The sequence below is a fragment of the Vibrio sp. 10N.237.312.B06 genome, from assembly GCF_041464685.1.
GTDB lineage: Bacteria > Pseudomonadota > Gammaproteobacteria > Enterobacterales > Vibrionaceae > Vibrio > Vibrio tasmaniensis_A.
On record NZ_JBFSPI010000113.1, the window covers coordinates 1 to 14,205 of the forward strand.

Sequence of the window (14,205 nt, forward strand, 5' to 3'; positions counted from 1 at the left end):
AAGCAACGACAGAATCCTTCGGTATTTAGACCGTCAACCTCCCTCGGTAATCACAGATCCTAGTGACCCACAAACCTCGAAAACAAATTGATGACCACCACACCAAATCACATAGGCTATTAACTTACGTCCCATTTGTTTCTAATAAATGTCTTGCCTACATAATTCCTGTTTACTGTGTCCTTAGATTTTCTGAGTAATCAACCCTCCTTTCAGAACTCTTCTGAATACACCAATTATTACAAATAAGTAATAATCATTTTCTATTTGAGGGGATTATCAAAAGTCGTACTCACGCCTATACTAGCTCCAACAAAACGAGAGAGCGGAAACAATTAAGCTCAACTACGCTTAACGGGTTGAATTTAATTGCACGGTTATCCGCTGTACTGACATATATAGGAAACATCCAATGACAATCGAAATTAAACCTGGTCAAACTCATATCAAATCAAAAGCAATGGTTGCATGGGCAGCTGGCGAGCCACTAAAAATGGAAGAAGTTGATGTACAACTTCCTAAAGCTGGTGAGGTTCTAGTTCGCATCGTTGCTACTGGTGTTTGTCACACTGACGCATTCACATTATCAGGTGACGATCCAGAAGGTATCTTCCCTTCAATCCTTGGTCACGAAGGTGGCGGTATCGTTGAGATGATCGGCGAAGGCGTTACAAGTGTTGAGATTGGCGACCACGTTATCCCACTTTACACAGCTGAATGTGGCGAATGTAAGTTCTGTAAATCTGGTAAAACTAACCTATGCCAAGCGGTTCGTGAAACGCAAGGTAAAGGCCTAATGCCAGACGGTACAAGCCGCTTCTCTATTAATGGCGAAACGATTTTCCATTACATGGGTTGTTCTACTTTCTCTGAGTACACAGTACTTCCAGAAATCTCTCTAGCGAAAGTAAGCAAAGAAGCACCACTTGAAGAAGTTTGTCTTCTAGGTTGTGGTGTAACAACAGGTATGGGCGCTGTACTAAACACAGCTAAAGTTGAAAAAGGCGACAACGTTGCTGTATTCGGCCTAGGCGGTATCGGTCTATCTGCAATCATTGGTGCTCGCATGGCTGGTGCTGACCGCATCATCGGTGTTGATATCAATGAGAGCAAATTCGAGCTAGCAAAACAGCTTGGCGCGACTGACTGCATCAACCCAACTAAATTCGACAAACCAATCCAAGACGTTATCGTTGAGATGACAGACGGTGGTGTTGAGTACTCTTTTGAGTGTATTGGTAACGTAAACGTGATGCGTCAAGCACTTGAGTGCTGCCACAAAGGTTGGGGCGAATCAGTAATCATTGGTGTTGCGGGTGCAGGTCAAGAGATTGCAACTCGTCCATTCCAACTAGTGACTGGTCGTGTATGGCGTGGTTCTGCTTTCGGTGGTGTTAAAGGCCGCTCTGAGCTTCCAGAAATCGTTAACCGCTACATGGCAGGTGAGTTTGGTCTTCAGGAGTTCATTACTCACACTATGGGTCTGCAAGACGTAAACGAAGCATTCGACCTAATGCACAAAGGTGAATCTATCCGTACTGTTCTACACATGGATAAATAATTCTCCTTGGTCTCGATACTTAGGTGTCGAGGCCAAAGCTATAAATGAGAAGCAACAAACTGTCTTCACCACCTCCTGCCCGGTGGGTGGTGAAACTTTAAGTAATATAGAGAAATTTACTCCCCAAAACCATCAACCTAACGGAGCACAATAGATGACAATCGAAAACATTAGCCAAGCAAAGGTTGCTGGTGGTTGGCACAAACAATACACCCACTTTTCTGCAACGCTTGACTGCAACATGCGTTTTGCGATTTTCTTGCCACCTAACGCAAGCAAAGAAAACCCAGTTCCTGTTTTGTATTGGTTGTCAGGCTTAACCTGTACCGATGAAAACTTCATGCAAAAAGCCGGCGCTTTCAAAGCCGCGGCTGAGCAAGGCATCGCGATTGTTGCACCAGACACTAGCCCACGTGGCGAAGGTGTTGCCGACGATGAAAATTACGATCTCGGCCAAGGTGCAGGCTTCTACGTGAATGCTACTCAAGCGCCATGGGACAGCCATTACCACATGTATGATTACGTGGTAACAGAGCTCCCAGCTTTGATTGAATCTTTCTTCCCAGTAACGTCTGTGAAATCCATTTCAGGTCACAGCATGGGCGGACACGGTGCCCTAACGATTGGTATTAAGAACGAAGATAACTACCGTTCTATCTCGGCATTCAGCCCAATCACCAACCCAATGCAATGCCCTTGGGGACAGAAAGCATTCAACCAATACCTAGGCTTAGATATTGAAGAGTGGAAGCACTACGATGCCTCTGAGCTTCTCAAAACCAAAGGCACTAAGCTGCCAATGTTGGTTGACCAAGGTGAAGCCGATAACTTCTTGATTGAGCAGCTTAAGCCTGAGCAATTAGTCGAAGCGGCTAAGGTAACCAATGCCGATTTAGAGCTACGTATGCAGCCAGGTTACGACCACAGCTACTACTTCATCTCTAGCTTTATTGATGAGCACATTGAGTTCCATGCAGCTTACCTAAACAAGTAGTCACACCGATTTAGCCCACACCTTGCAAAAGCGTGAGGTGTGGGCTTTTTTATGCCTGCTGTTTGGGCAAATACGCTGTTGCTAAAGAGCAGCAACAACGATTAACACTTTCAAATACCCCGCTATACCAACAAAAAACAATACAACTAAAAGGTACGACTATGAGCTGGTTTTTCTTAATGATGGGCGTGATGGCGGAAGCACTTTCTCACGTAGCACTTAAAGCAACCGACGGTTTCAGTTTGTCTAAACCCATCCCTGCTCTATTGGTGATTTCAGGACACTTGGCGGCATTTCTATTTTTGAGCCAAGCAATGAAAGGGATGCCTGTAGGTGTGGATCGGCATGTTATTCGTTGCGGCTGGTGTTGTGATGATCAACCTATCTCAAGGTCACTCGCACTAGTGTAGATAGTGACTTATGAACAGTGTGTCAATTCGTTCAAGTTTCCTAACAGACAGTGTCGCCTTCACTTATTCATACTCTTACAATCGGCAAATCAAACCTGTTACCATAGCGTCTTCTACATCACCTATTTTGAAGGTTGCTATGAAAGCAATTAAGACTCTTTTCTTCCTGATGGTTTTATTAAGCGGTCTGTTTACCGCTTGGCTGTTTATCCCGATTCCAGCGACCATGGACAAGCAAACGCTCGACCTTCCATTAACGGAACCATTCAAGCTTGTGGCGTATCGCAGCAACCCGAATGATGCAAGCAAGCCGCTGACTTACCACTACTATGTGATTTCAGATGTGGTTGGCGTGGACGACATGGACCCATTTCTGGTTACCACAGACCAGTTCGTGAAGCTTGGCGAATTCGACGAGAACACGTTCAGTTTAACGGTTAACGGTAAGATCGAAAGCTACACCAATGATTTGTGGATCAAAAAGGCCGACGGCAAACTGCAGCACTGGTACGTGAGTATTGATGCGAACTATGTTCGTTAGCGTCGAACCCAAATAGACCCGATTTAAAACTGCGCTTTGGCTTCCAAGCGCAATTTTTGTTTCAAGCCGCCCGCCTTAAACTCTCCCTCACTGTTTACCCACCACTGCCGTGCTCTTAAAAATACTACAAGCAGAGCAGGTGTTATAAGCCCTTAAGATGTTATAAGCTCCATCTATGCTCGACTCCCTATAAATCAAAAATAATAAAGGCTCACTAGTGGAATTTACGCTCGACAAATTTAACGGCATCATCATTGACCCAGCAACAGCCCCTCACGATGTTGACTCATTCAATGCCGAACTCAGCGAGATCACCGAATTTTCAAAGCAGAATAACAAAGGCATCATTTGGATTAGCTTGCCTATTTCACTCTCGCACCTTATTCCGGTGGCGACTGAGCTTGGCTTTGTGTTTCACAACTGCTTAGAAGACGAGATTACGCTGATCCACAAATCCGAGATTGTAGAGTTTGTGCCTTTCATTCCGACCCACACCTTGGGCGCAGGCGCCTTGATCACTAACGAACACAACCAAGTGCTGATGATTAAAGAACACGGCATGACGGGCTACAAGCTACCGGGCGGTCATATTGAGTTGGGTGAAGGCATTGAAGAATCCGTGGTTCGAGAAACCTTAGAAGAGACTGGCATCGAAGCCACGTTCGTTTCAGTGGTTGGCATGGCGACGAGACACCCGTATCAATTCGGAAAGTCTAACCTCTACTTTGTATGTCACCTTATCGCTCAAACTCAAGAGATTGCGATTCAAGACACAGATGAAATTGCAGAAGCTAAATGGATTGATGTTGAAGAGTACATTAACAACCCCGACAGCTACCCGTTCAACCGCCAGTTAGTCGGCTCTTTGATAGGCAAACAAGGATTAGAACTTACCCAACTAGAAGGCAACTATGGCCCGAACCATAAGCCAGAGATCTTCTTTTCGAAAAACTAAAGCGATTCAAACATAAAAACGCCAAGCTCATAAGAACTTAGCGTTTTGCTTTTCGTTTATGTTTTTATTTAAGCCAACTCGCTGTTAGTGACTTCCTAATACACAGCTCTAGAGCATATCTATTTTAGAAAAAGCCTAACGGGTTAGTATCGTAGCTGATCAGTAGATTCTTGGTGTTTTGGTAGTGATCGAGCATCATCTTATGTGTCTCACGGCCGATGCCCGATTTCTTGTAACCACCAAATGCGGCATGTGCTGGATAAGCGTGGTAGCAGTTCACCCAAATACGCCCCGCTTCAATGTTACGACCCATGCGATACGCGAGGTTTGCATCACGTGTCCACACGCCTGCACCCAAGCCATATTCAGTGTCATTGGCGATCTCTAACGCTTCTGCTTCGTCTTTAAACGTCGTCACCGCGATAACAGGGCCAAAGATCTCTTCTTGGAATACACGCATCTTGTTGTGCCCTTCCAACATGGTTGGCTGGATGTAATAACCATTACCGAGATCATCAGATTGCTGCGCAATTTCACCACCGGTTAGCACTTTCGCACCCTCTTGGCGACCGATTTCAAGGTAGCTCAGTATCTTATCAAACTGCTCTTTTGAAGCTTGTGCGCCTACCTGAGTATCAGTATCTAACGGGTTACCTTGCTTGATGATTTGAGCGCGCTCGACCACCTTGGCAATGAACTTGTCGTATACCGATTCGTGGATCAACACACGTGATGGACAGGTACACACTTCACCTTGGTTGAAGAACGCCAGCAACATACCTTCGACACACTTATCTAAGTATTCATCTTCATGGTTAAAGATATCTGGGAAGTAGATGTTTGGAGACTTACCGCCAAGCTCAACTGTTGATGGAATCAAGCTTTCAGCGGCACATTTCAGAATATGATGGCCGACTTCTGTTGAACCGGTAAATGCCAGTTTCGCCAAGCGATCACTGGTTGCTAACGCTTGACCCGCTTCGCTACCAAAACCATTCACAATATTGACCACGCCTGCAGGCAGAAGATCGGCAATCTTTTCCATCATCACCAAGATCGATGTCGGTGTTTGCTCGGCTGGCTTCATCACCACGCAACAGCCCGCAGCTAACGCTGGTGCCAGTTTCCAAGCCGCCATTAAGATAGGGAAGTTCCAAGGAATAATCTGCCCCACCACACCGATTGGTTCAGGGAAGTGGTAACTCGCGGTGTTTGAATCGAGCTCTGCTGCGCTGCCTTCTTGCGCCCGAATACAGCCTGCAAAGTAACGGAAGTGATCGACAACCAAAGGAATGTCTGCCGCTAAGGTTTCACGCACTGGCTTACCGTTTTCCCACGTCTCCGCCACCGCGATTTCTTCTAAACTCGCTTCAATGCGATCGGCAATTTTAAGTAGGATATTGGAACGTTCAGTCACACTGGTAGCCGCCCAACTTGCACGAGCAGCATGCGCGGCATCGAGCGCTAAGCTAATGTCGGCCTCAGTTGAGCGCGCCACTTGGCAATACACCTGACCATTCACTGGGGAAGTGTTATCAAAATACTCGCCGCTAACAGGCTTCACCCATTCGCCACCGATAAAGTTATCGTATTGCGCTTTAAAGTTCACCACTGCGTTGTCACTACCCGGCTGTGCGTAAATCATAGTTAGATCCTTCTTCGATTTGATATTCGTTATTGAGCGAGAGCTGTCTTATTTTTGTGGCGGCTCCCCTTGAGAAAAGAACTCACGACGAGACGCCCATGTTTATGCTTTCTGTTTAAAACACTGATACTTCGTGTTTTCTTCACAACAGTAACAACGCAAATCACACGCCAGAACTTCAAAACTTGTTGTTAATAAATTGTAAAACTATGATTACCAAACGTTTACAACCCAAAGTGAGTTGGCATTGAACGGACGTATGGAAACCACTCCAGTGTTCAACTGTTCCAAATTGGTACACCCTCACTGTTACGACATGGAACAGTCATGCACCTTCAACAAGCAAACACCTCAGATTGGCTTTCGTCCTCTTGGCACCGCAGCACAGAAGCGGGTCTAAAACAGAGACGACTTCCCGAAGACATTCGTCTGCCTCAATCGATTCTTAAGCAGCGACGTCATCAATCGGCTGACTTGATCCACATCGTAGAACGCAATGCGCTGCCTTTGTTTAATCAGATGTTTGCACGTACCGACAGTCGTTTGATTCTGACCGATATTGAAGGGGTGATTCTGGCGAGTTGGGGACAGGAGCGGTTTAAGGAGAAGCTGACATCAATTGCACTCAGTTCTGGAGCCTGTTGGCAGGAACAACTTAAAGGCACCAACGCGATTGGCACCGCGATTGTTGAGGCCAAGCCAGTATCTATCATTGGCGAACAGCACTTCATCCACCAGCATCGATTTATCAGTTGTTCAGCGAGTCCGGTGTTTGACCATCAAGGTCAAATGGTTGGGGTGTTAGACATTACCAGCGAGCAACAGCAACACGACAGTTCGGTGCAACTACTGGTTCAAAATATGGTTCAGCTTGTTGAGAACCAGCTACTGAGCCACATCCCACAAGGCACCACTCGAATCGATCTTGCGTGTGAGAAATCTTTATTACACAGTGGTTGGCAAGGGATAGTGATAGCGAACGAAGCTGGCGAGGTAGTCGCGCACAATCAAGTCGCATCTCAACTGCTGGATCAAACCTCGATCGTTGGAGAATGCATAGATACCCTGTTCAACCGAACCTCATTAGACACGCCCTTTGTATTTGAGAAACAACACCTCAAACAACCAACCACCAAACGCACGCGCTCCATTTCAGCATCGTGTGATTTGCACCATGGCGAGCAACAAATTGAACACGCTTGGCAGCAAGCCAACAAGGTAATCGATAAAGGGATTAGTTTGTTGATCTTAGGAGAAACAGGAGTTGGCAAAGGCGAGTTTGTTAAAGCGCTGCACAAACAGAGCCAACGTAAATCTTCGCCCCTAGTAGCAGTAAATTGCGGTGCGCTACCGAAAGATCTTATCGAATCTGAGCTGTTTGGCTACGCGCCGGGCGCTTTTACTGGCGCAAGCCACAAAGGTTTTCAGGGTAAGATCCGCCAAGCAGACAAGGGAATTCTGTTTCTCGATGAGATCGCCGACATGCCATTGGAGGCTCAGTGTCGATTGCTGCATGTTCTACAAGATAAGTCAGTAGTGCCTGTTGGCTCAAATCAGAGCTACCAAGTCGATTGTCAGATCATCGCCGCGACTCATAAAAACTTAGAACAGTTAGTCGCAACCGGAGAATTTCGACAAGATTTGTATTACCGCTTAAACGGCTTGGCCTTCACCTTACCAAGCCTACAACACCGACAAGACAAGCACGCCTTAATCGAGCACATTCATCGTAAATACGCCGAAGACGAACAGACAATCTGCCCGCACTTAATGAGCTTGCTGTGCGCCTATTCATGGCCCGGTAATATCCGTGAATTAGATAACTTACTTAAGGTCGCCGCCCTACTGGCGAATGATGAAGCACAACTCACACTCAAGCATGTGCCTAGCCACCTTGCTCAACATCTCACGTTATTAACGCAAGATAATCAGCATCAACTGACGACTCCTAATACCACCAAAGGCACAATGAATAACGATTTAAGAAGTACAGTTGAGGAAACTTTGCTACAAACCTATCAAGCGAATCAAGGCAACATCAGCAAGACTTCGAGAATACTGGGGATCAGCCGCAATACCATTTATCGAAAGCTAAAGAGCTTGGGGATTCTTTAATAATCAAGATGATCAATGGCCCAGTTACTTGAATTTAGTCTGCAAAGTATAAATACATACTTTTTAAGTGGGGATTCCACACTTCGGATGAAATTAAAATGTGACTGATGTCATATAATGAGTAATATATATCCACAACATCCTCAAACTACAACCTCCTGATTTACCCGGAAATTAAAAACGGCATCAAGTATAAAATATCAACAAATACAATTAGATAATAGAATAAAAACAACCATACACCTATCTTATAGCTCCTCTCTAAAAGACATAATCCGGAGCGTTATACCATCCTATTTATATTTTTAATCACCCTATTCTTATTATGTTCATTATTTAGAATTTTCCATTCACGTATCTTGTTTAAAATCTCTGAAAAACTACCACTATTTGGTTAGAGAGATAATATGTTTAACAGTATACGAACGCGAATTGCGGTGAGTGCGGGCGGAGCGATGGCTTTCACTCTGTTAATCGCCATGGGAATGACGACCAACGCATTTACCGATGTGAATAAACAAGTCACTGAAAAAGTAAAAACGCAGCTGACAGAGGCCACCGCTACGGATTTACAAAACACGGCACTTCAACAAGGTTTGAACATCGCTAACCAGCTTAACCCCGTATTAGCGAACCTTAAACAAGTGCGCTCAATCATCGAATTAAGTTCAGAAACCGACGCAAGTGCAGAGCTTATCGTGAAACAGTTTACTGCGGCATTGGAAGCACAAAACAAAGCTGTATTTGCGGGTTACATGGTTTGGGAAGATAAGACATGGTCACAACAGTCTGTCTTGAATAACGAGCTCAACGTGAACAGCGAAAATGGCTCAGAGACGTCGCTGATTTCAGATAACCAACAAGACTCGAACACGGAACTGAGCATTAACACAGAATCAGACTCGAATATCGAATCTGGCTCAAACATCGAGTTAAGCTCAAACACTGAGTTAGGTTTTAACAGTCAGGGCTACCTTGCGCCTTTCTTCTCTCCCAATGACCAGAACAGCTTTGATGCTGTCGCAATGGAAAGCTTTAGCAACACCGATCTCAACAGCAACGGTGAGCGCAAAGATGACTGGCACTTAATGCCATATCAAACGGGTAAAACGTTTGTGATGGAACCGTATTTTTATTCAGTGCGCGGCAAACAAGAGCTCATTACCACCATCAGCCAACCAATCAAACATGACGGGAAAATCATCGGCTCGCTAGGCTTTGATTTGTCTCTACATGAACTCCAAAGCCAAAGTGAGTTACTTGCGCGTAACCTGTTTGATGGCCAAGGAAAAATCCTAATCACTTCATGGAAAGGCATTACACTGGCCAACAGCCGAGCTGGAAATATGGTGGGTAAAAAAGTCTCTTCTGAATTGGAATCTGAATGGTCAAAGATTCAGTCTATCGCTAACAGAGAAGGCGCCGGTCTTGTGACTTTCGGCGGCGATGAGTACGCGATTACTGCCATTGATACCAGTGATGCGCCATGGGTAGTCATGGTGTCTGTCCCTAGTAGTCACCTAGCCAAAAGCGTCAATGACTACACCGAGTGGAGTGATGCTCAGAATTCAAAAGCACTTGAAAAAGGTGTGTGGGCGGGAATCATCGCCGCTCTTCTAGGCATTGCCTCAATGGCATTCATTGCTAACTCTTTGGGCAAGGTTTTGAACAACTTAGTGGAACGCTTTAAAGATGCAGCACAGGGTGAAGGTGACTTAACTTATCGCATTGAAGTGAAAGGTAAGGATGAAACCGCTCAGCTTGCACACTGGTTCAATACCTTCCTATCTCGCATACAAGAGATGCTACTTACCGTGATGGTAACGGCTGACCAAGTGGATAAAAACGCGACAGAAGGCCAAGCTCGTGCTGAAGTTTCACGTGACCAGCTGAATTCTCAAGTTAACGAAGTGAACTCACTTGCCACTGCTATCAATGAAATGAGTGCAACAGCGCAAGAAGTGGCGAACTCAGCGGTTCAAGCAGCGGCAGCTGCAAGCCAAGTGCAAAGCAACAGTCTCAATGGTATGACGCGCATGGACAATGCCGCCAGTGCTGTAGACAGCTTGGCTGTGCAGGTTAACGATGCGCAGCAACAAACACAGAACTTAGTCGATTCGAGCACCGCTATTCAGGGTATCTTGAGCGAGATTGGTGGCATTGCAGAGCAAACTAACTTACTTGCACTGAATGCCGCGATTGAGGCGGCTCGTGCAGGTGAGGCTGGTCGAGGCTTTGCAGTGGTTGCTGATGAGGTTCGTAACCTAGCGAATCGAACTCAAGGTTCAACAGAAGAGATTCGCTCTATGTTGGCTCGCTTAGAACAAGAGACTCAATCTATTGTGGTACTGATGGAGCAAAGCCAGAATCAAGCGAACAACACAAAAAGTGAAACCGAAGCTGCACATCAAGCCTTGTCTGAAATCAACCAAGCGATTGAAGTGATTAATGACATGAACAATCAGATCGCTTCCGCGGCTGAAGAGCAAAGCTCTGTGTCAGAAGAGATTAACCGCAATGTCGTTATCATCAATGACACAGCAGTGGAAGTGATGGACACCATGACATCATCAGTGGCAATCAGTAATGAGCTGACAGTGAAAGCCGGTGATTTACACGGCGAACTGAGTAAGTTCAAGCTTTCTTAATTACCAACAGCGTCTAACAATAACTAGGCCGAGAACCACAATTTCCTCCGCGAAACAGCATGTTCTCGGCCTATCTATTTTAGCTCCGCACTCAACATTACCCTCACCGAGCAAAAGTCTAATTGGAGTCCAACTCCACAAGTTGGTTAAGCACTTCTTTGTCTAACACTGGGTGATGTTTGCTCGCTAAAATCAGCACAATATCCACCGAAGGCAGTGGTGGCATATCTTCCAGAATGTTCAAATCAGAAGTCACACTCAGCTTACCCATCGCGCCAATCGCTAAACCCGCTTTAACAATGGCACGTTGCGCCGAAGCGGTATTACTGCACGCCAACAACTGATAAGGCGTACCCTGTTTAGTTAGGCCATTCACCGCTGCTGCATGGTATTTACAATCAGTCTGGAACAGAGCAAGTGGAACAGGTTTAGAATCATCAAACACAAAATCAGGGCTGCTTATCCATACTCCCACATCACTGGTAAGCCAATAGCCCTCTTCACTGTCAGGCGCTCGGGTGACAATTGCAGCATCAAGCCTACCATCATCCAACCACTCTCTGAGCGTAATGCTTGGTAGGCTGAATACTTGAATAGAACAGGTGGGTTCTGCTTTCTGCAACAGGCGAATCACTTCTGGCAGAATAGTGTCATTGTAGTCTTCAGGGCAACCGAGTCTTAGAGGTTGTTTGTCTTCGTAACGCTTTACTTGCTTGAGGGCGGTATTGTGGAGGGCGACCAACTGTTCAGCATGAGAACGCAGCGCTAAGCCAGCCTCTGTCAGCACGAGATTACGGCCTTCTTTCTGGAAAAGGGTCACGTTGAGTTCTTCTTCCAGTTTGCGCATCTGCGCACTGAATGCCGATTGGGTGCGATTTATCTGTTTCGCTGCACGAGTAAAGCTACTGGTTTCTACAAACGCGAGAAAGCCTCGCAAAGCATCAATATCCATATTGAAATCACCACCCATCGTTTTTATTAATGTATTGCATCAAAATTATCCGTTAGTGCGCCGCAATACAATCCCCTAAGCTCAAATGCATGCCCCTAAGGCTCAATACCTTACCCTAAGTCTCAAAGCATACCCACTAAACGCAAGGAAGCAACGATGCAGCTTTATATTGGAAACCAGAACTACTCAACTTGGTCATTGCGCGCATGGCTAATATTCGACAACTACAACCTGAATGCGGAAGTCATTAAGCTCAAGCTTTTCACCTCTGATTTCTACGACACACTAGCTTCAGTGACACCAACAGCCAAAGTTCCAACCCTGGTTGACGGTGACGTTGCGGTGTGGGATTCACTGGCGATTCTCGAATACGTCAACGAAGCTTACTTGGACGGCGCAGCATGGCCTAAATCAGTGAAAGAACGCGCCCATGCCCGAGCAATTTCTGCAGAGATGCACTCTGGATTTTTTGCCGTCAGAAATGAAATGCCGATGAACTGCCGCGCTCAAAGAAAGCTTGCTTTGAGTGAAGAAGCATTGAAAGACATTGCTCGTATTGATGCCATATGGTCGACGCAAATGGAACAATATCCAGAAGGTTGGTTGTTTGGTGAATGGTCGATTGCCGATGCGATGTTTGCACCTGTGGCATTACGCGTTGAAACCTATGGCATCAAACTTTCAGAGAAGGCATCACAGTATCAGCAACGTGTGCTCAACAGCCCATCAGTACAAAAATGGTTGGCAGAAGCGAGCTTAGAAACCGATGTGGTTGAAGAGGACGAGGCGGGAGAGTCTGTATAAAATACAAAACACCCTTTCAAGGCTCACTAGTCTGTGAGCCTTTATTTAAACCTTAATAATTTGGTCGATTGTGATCGCCTAATCACAATGTGCAGATGTGATTGTTTATATTCAACTAAATTCAAATAGTTAAGATAAACGTTATGTTACGAGCAACCATCGCATTACTCAGTGTCACTAGCTTGGCCGTATCTGCCAATGTCACCCTTCCCTCTGGAGAAGACTGGATCAATCATGCTTCTGAAGGGCTCGCACCTTACTGGCTTATGCCGAGCGCACAGGGAGAACCGATAGGCAACTTCCCGACATTTCGTTGTGATGATGGCACCTTGCTCGATGTATCTGATGTGTGTCCTGAATTGAACAGAGGCTGGATCACTCCCCACTTTGGCAAGGAGTTTACGCGTATGAAATCACGCCAAACCTATGCCTACGGCGTGCTCTATCACCTTACTGGAGACAAACAAGCTTTAGTGCTTGCCAAGCAAGGTGCCTACTACCTCATTGATCAACTAGAAGATAAGAAAAATGGTGGCTTTATTGGCTACACAAAAGAGGGAAAAGCGGGTCAAGATTGGCAGCAACGTACCTCTCAAGATCAAGCGTATGCGCTGGTTGGACTCGCGATGTACTACTACCTGACCCAAGACAAAAAGGTAGAAGAAGCACTCATCGCCCAACAAGCTTTTATCTTTGATAAATATAGACTTAGCGACAGCAGCGGTCTTGCTTGGGTACTCGCCGACGGTGAAGATGGCAGTGAAAAACGACGTGAACTGGTCGCGCAACTTGATCAAATAAACGGCTACCTGTTGTTAGTCACTCCTCTGCTCAAAGAGCCCGTCAAAGCCAAATGGCTTGATGACTTAAACTGGCTCACGCAAGCCATGATTGATCACTACCACTCTGAAGATGAACAACGCTTCTACGGCGCAATTCACGACAAAGCGGCAATGATGCCGAATGCCAATCACAATGATTTTGGGCACACCATTAAAGCGTATTGGATGACCTATCTAACTGGTCATGCATTAAAAAATTCCGATTGGTCTAAGTTTGGTTTAGACGGTATGAAACACACTTTGGCTCAGGCGCAATATCAAAAAGATTTTGCCAATGTATCTAACTACTTTGGCGAGCGACTTCAGAAGATGTGGCAAGGGCAAGATATCACGGGCTGGCAAAGCAGACCGTACAGCCAATGGGCGTCATCATGGGAATGGGCTGAGCTTGATCAAGCTGCGATGACGGTATCGCTTATCGATGGTTCAATGAAAGACGTACTGCAATACACCCTGCCCACCTTTCATGATGTATGGGTAGATCATAAGTACGGTGGCGTTGGGCTTGAGCCTAAGCGTACTAAAGCTTTCCATTGGGGCAATGGCTACCACCAATTTGAACATGCGCTGATTGGCTATTTATATGCTCGACAAGAGGAAGGTAAACCCGCTGTACTTCACTACGCAAGGCCAACCAACAGCAAGATGCCAATGGAACCTTATTACTATCAAGGAGATGTACTTAAGTTAAATGACCTCCGGCGGAGCCGGAGGCTTATTGGGTGACGCCCTCTAAGG

At 45.9% G+C, this 14,205-nt stretch carries 9 protein-coding genes and 3 pseudogenes; 10 read left to right on the plus strand and 2 right to left on the minus strand.

What is annotated here, in order from left to right; all coding sequences use genetic code 11:
* Positions 1-412: 412 nt before the first annotated feature.
* The 5 genes and pseudogenes from AB6C75_RS21135 (at position 413) to AB6C75_RS21155 (ending at position 4,461) form a co-directional block, all read left to right on the plus strand.
* The gene (locus AB6C75_RS21135; protein ID WP_017064961.1) at positions 413-1,561 is read left to right on the plus strand and encodes an S-(hydroxymethyl)glutathione dehydrogenase/class III alcohol dehydrogenase; all 1,149 of its coding nucleotides are present in this window, start codon (positions 413-415) and stop codon (positions 1,559-1,561) included.
* A gap of 154 nt (positions 1,562-1,715) precedes the next feature.
* Positions 1,716-2,555: an S-formylglutathione hydrolase gene (gene fghA, locus AB6C75_RS21140; RefSeq protein ID WP_060468980.1), complete on the plus strand. Its 840-nt coding sequence runs from the start codon at positions 1,716-1,718 to the stop codon at positions 2,553-2,555.
* A gap of 161 nt (positions 2,556-2,716) precedes the next feature.
* Positions 2,717-2,960 (plus strand): annotated as a pseudogene (locus AB6C75_RS21145) (DMT family transporter).
* Positions 2,961-3,104: 144 nt separating this feature from the next.
* A complete protein-coding gene (locus tag AB6C75_RS21150) occupies positions 3,105-3,506 on the plus strand; it encodes a hypothetical protein (protein ID WP_371703431.1) in 402 nt (133 codons plus the stop codon).
* 217 nt (positions 3,507-3,723) lie between these two features.
* Positions 3,724-4,461, plus strand: a complete 738-nt coding sequence (locus AB6C75_RS21155) for an NUDIX domain-containing protein (protein ID WP_372109098.1) — start codon at positions 3,724-3,726, stop codon at positions 4,459-4,461.
* Between the two features lie 124 nt (positions 4,462-4,585).
* Here the strand turns inward: AB6C75_RS21155 and AB6C75_RS21160 are convergent, their stop codons facing one another.
* Positions 4,586-6,106: an aldehyde dehydrogenase family protein gene (locus AB6C75_RS21160; RefSeq protein ID WP_372109100.1), complete on the minus strand. Its 1,521-nt coding sequence runs from the start codon at positions 6,104-6,106 to the stop codon at positions 4,586-4,588.
* 327 nt (positions 6,107-6,433) lie between these two features.
* Between AB6C75_RS21160 and AB6C75_RS21165 the strand changes: the two genes are divergently transcribed.
* From AB6C75_RS21165 to AB6C75_RS21175, 3 genes and pseudogenes are all read left to right on the plus strand, one after another.
* The gene (locus AB6C75_RS21165) at positions 6,434-8,221 is read left to right on the plus strand and encodes a sigma-54-dependent Fis family transcriptional regulator (protein WP_372109101.1); all 1,788 of its coding nucleotides are present in this window, start codon (positions 6,434-6,436) and stop codon (positions 8,219-8,221) included.
* Positions 8,222-8,628: 407 nt separating this feature from the next.
* Positions 8,629-9,018: pseudogene (locus AB6C75_RS21170) on the plus strand (methyl-accepting chemotaxis protein); the annotation flags it as partial.
* Positions 9,019-9,162: 144 nt separating this feature from the next.
* Positions 9,163-10,869: pseudogene (locus AB6C75_RS21175) on the plus strand (methyl-accepting chemotaxis protein); the annotation flags it as partial.
* Positions 10,870-10,987: 118 nt separating this feature from the next.
* Here the strand turns inward: AB6C75_RS21175 and AB6C75_RS21180 are convergent.
* Positions 10,988-11,839, minus strand: a complete 852-nt coding sequence (locus AB6C75_RS21180) for a LysR family transcriptional regulator (RefSeq protein ID WP_372109103.1) — start codon at positions 11,837-11,839, stop codon at positions 10,988-10,990.
* A 138-nt stretch (positions 11,840-11,977) separates the two neighbouring features.
* On the opposite strand from AB6C75_RS21180, the gene AB6C75_RS21185 reads away from it, so the two are divergent.
* Positions 11,978-12,625, plus strand: coding sequence for a glutathione S-transferase family protein (locus tag AB6C75_RS21185; RefSeq protein WP_372109105.1), 648 nt, complete (start codon positions 11,978-11,980; stop codon positions 12,623-12,625).
* Positions 12,626-12,768: 143 nt separating this feature from the next.
* Entirely contained in the window at positions 12,769-14,193 is a 1,425-nt protein-coding gene (locus AB6C75_RS21190; protein WP_372109107.1) for an N-acylglucosamine 2-epimerase, read from the plus strand.
* The last annotated feature ends 12 nt before the right edge of the window (positions 14,194-14,205 follow it).

Bases quoted from the DNA above. Each gene is read 5' to 3' on its own strand.
- AB6C75_RS21135 (WP_017064961.1), top strand. From the start codon at position 413: ATGACAATCGAAATTAAACCTGGTCAAACTCATATCAAATCAAAAGCA.
- fghA (WP_060468980.1), top strand. From the start codon at position 1,716: ATGACAATCGAAAACATTAGCCAAGCAAAGGTTGCTGGTGGTTGGCAC.
- AB6C75_RS21150 (WP_371703431.1), top strand. From the start codon at position 3,105: ATGAAAGCAATTAAGACTCTTTTCTTCCTGATGGTTTTATTAAGCGGT.
- AB6C75_RS21160 (WP_372109100.1), bottom strand. From the start codon at position 6,106: ATGATTTACGCACAGCCGGGTAGTGACAACGCAGTGGTGAACTTTAAA.
- AB6C75_RS21165 (WP_372109101.1), top strand. From the start codon at position 6,434: ATGCACCTTCAACAAGCAAACACCTCAGATTGGCTTTCGTCCTCTTGG.
- AB6C75_RS21180 (WP_372109103.1), bottom strand. From the start codon at position 11,839: ATGGGTGGTGATTTCAATATGGATATTGATGCTTTGCGAGGCTTTCTC.
- AB6C75_RS21185 (WP_372109105.1), top strand. From the start codon at position 11,978: ATGCAGCTTTATATTGGAAACCAGAACTACTCAACTTGGTCATTGCGC.
- AB6C75_RS21190 (WP_372109107.1), top strand. From the start codon at position 12,769: ATGTTACGAGCAACCATCGCATTACTCAGTGTCACTAGCTTGGCCGTA.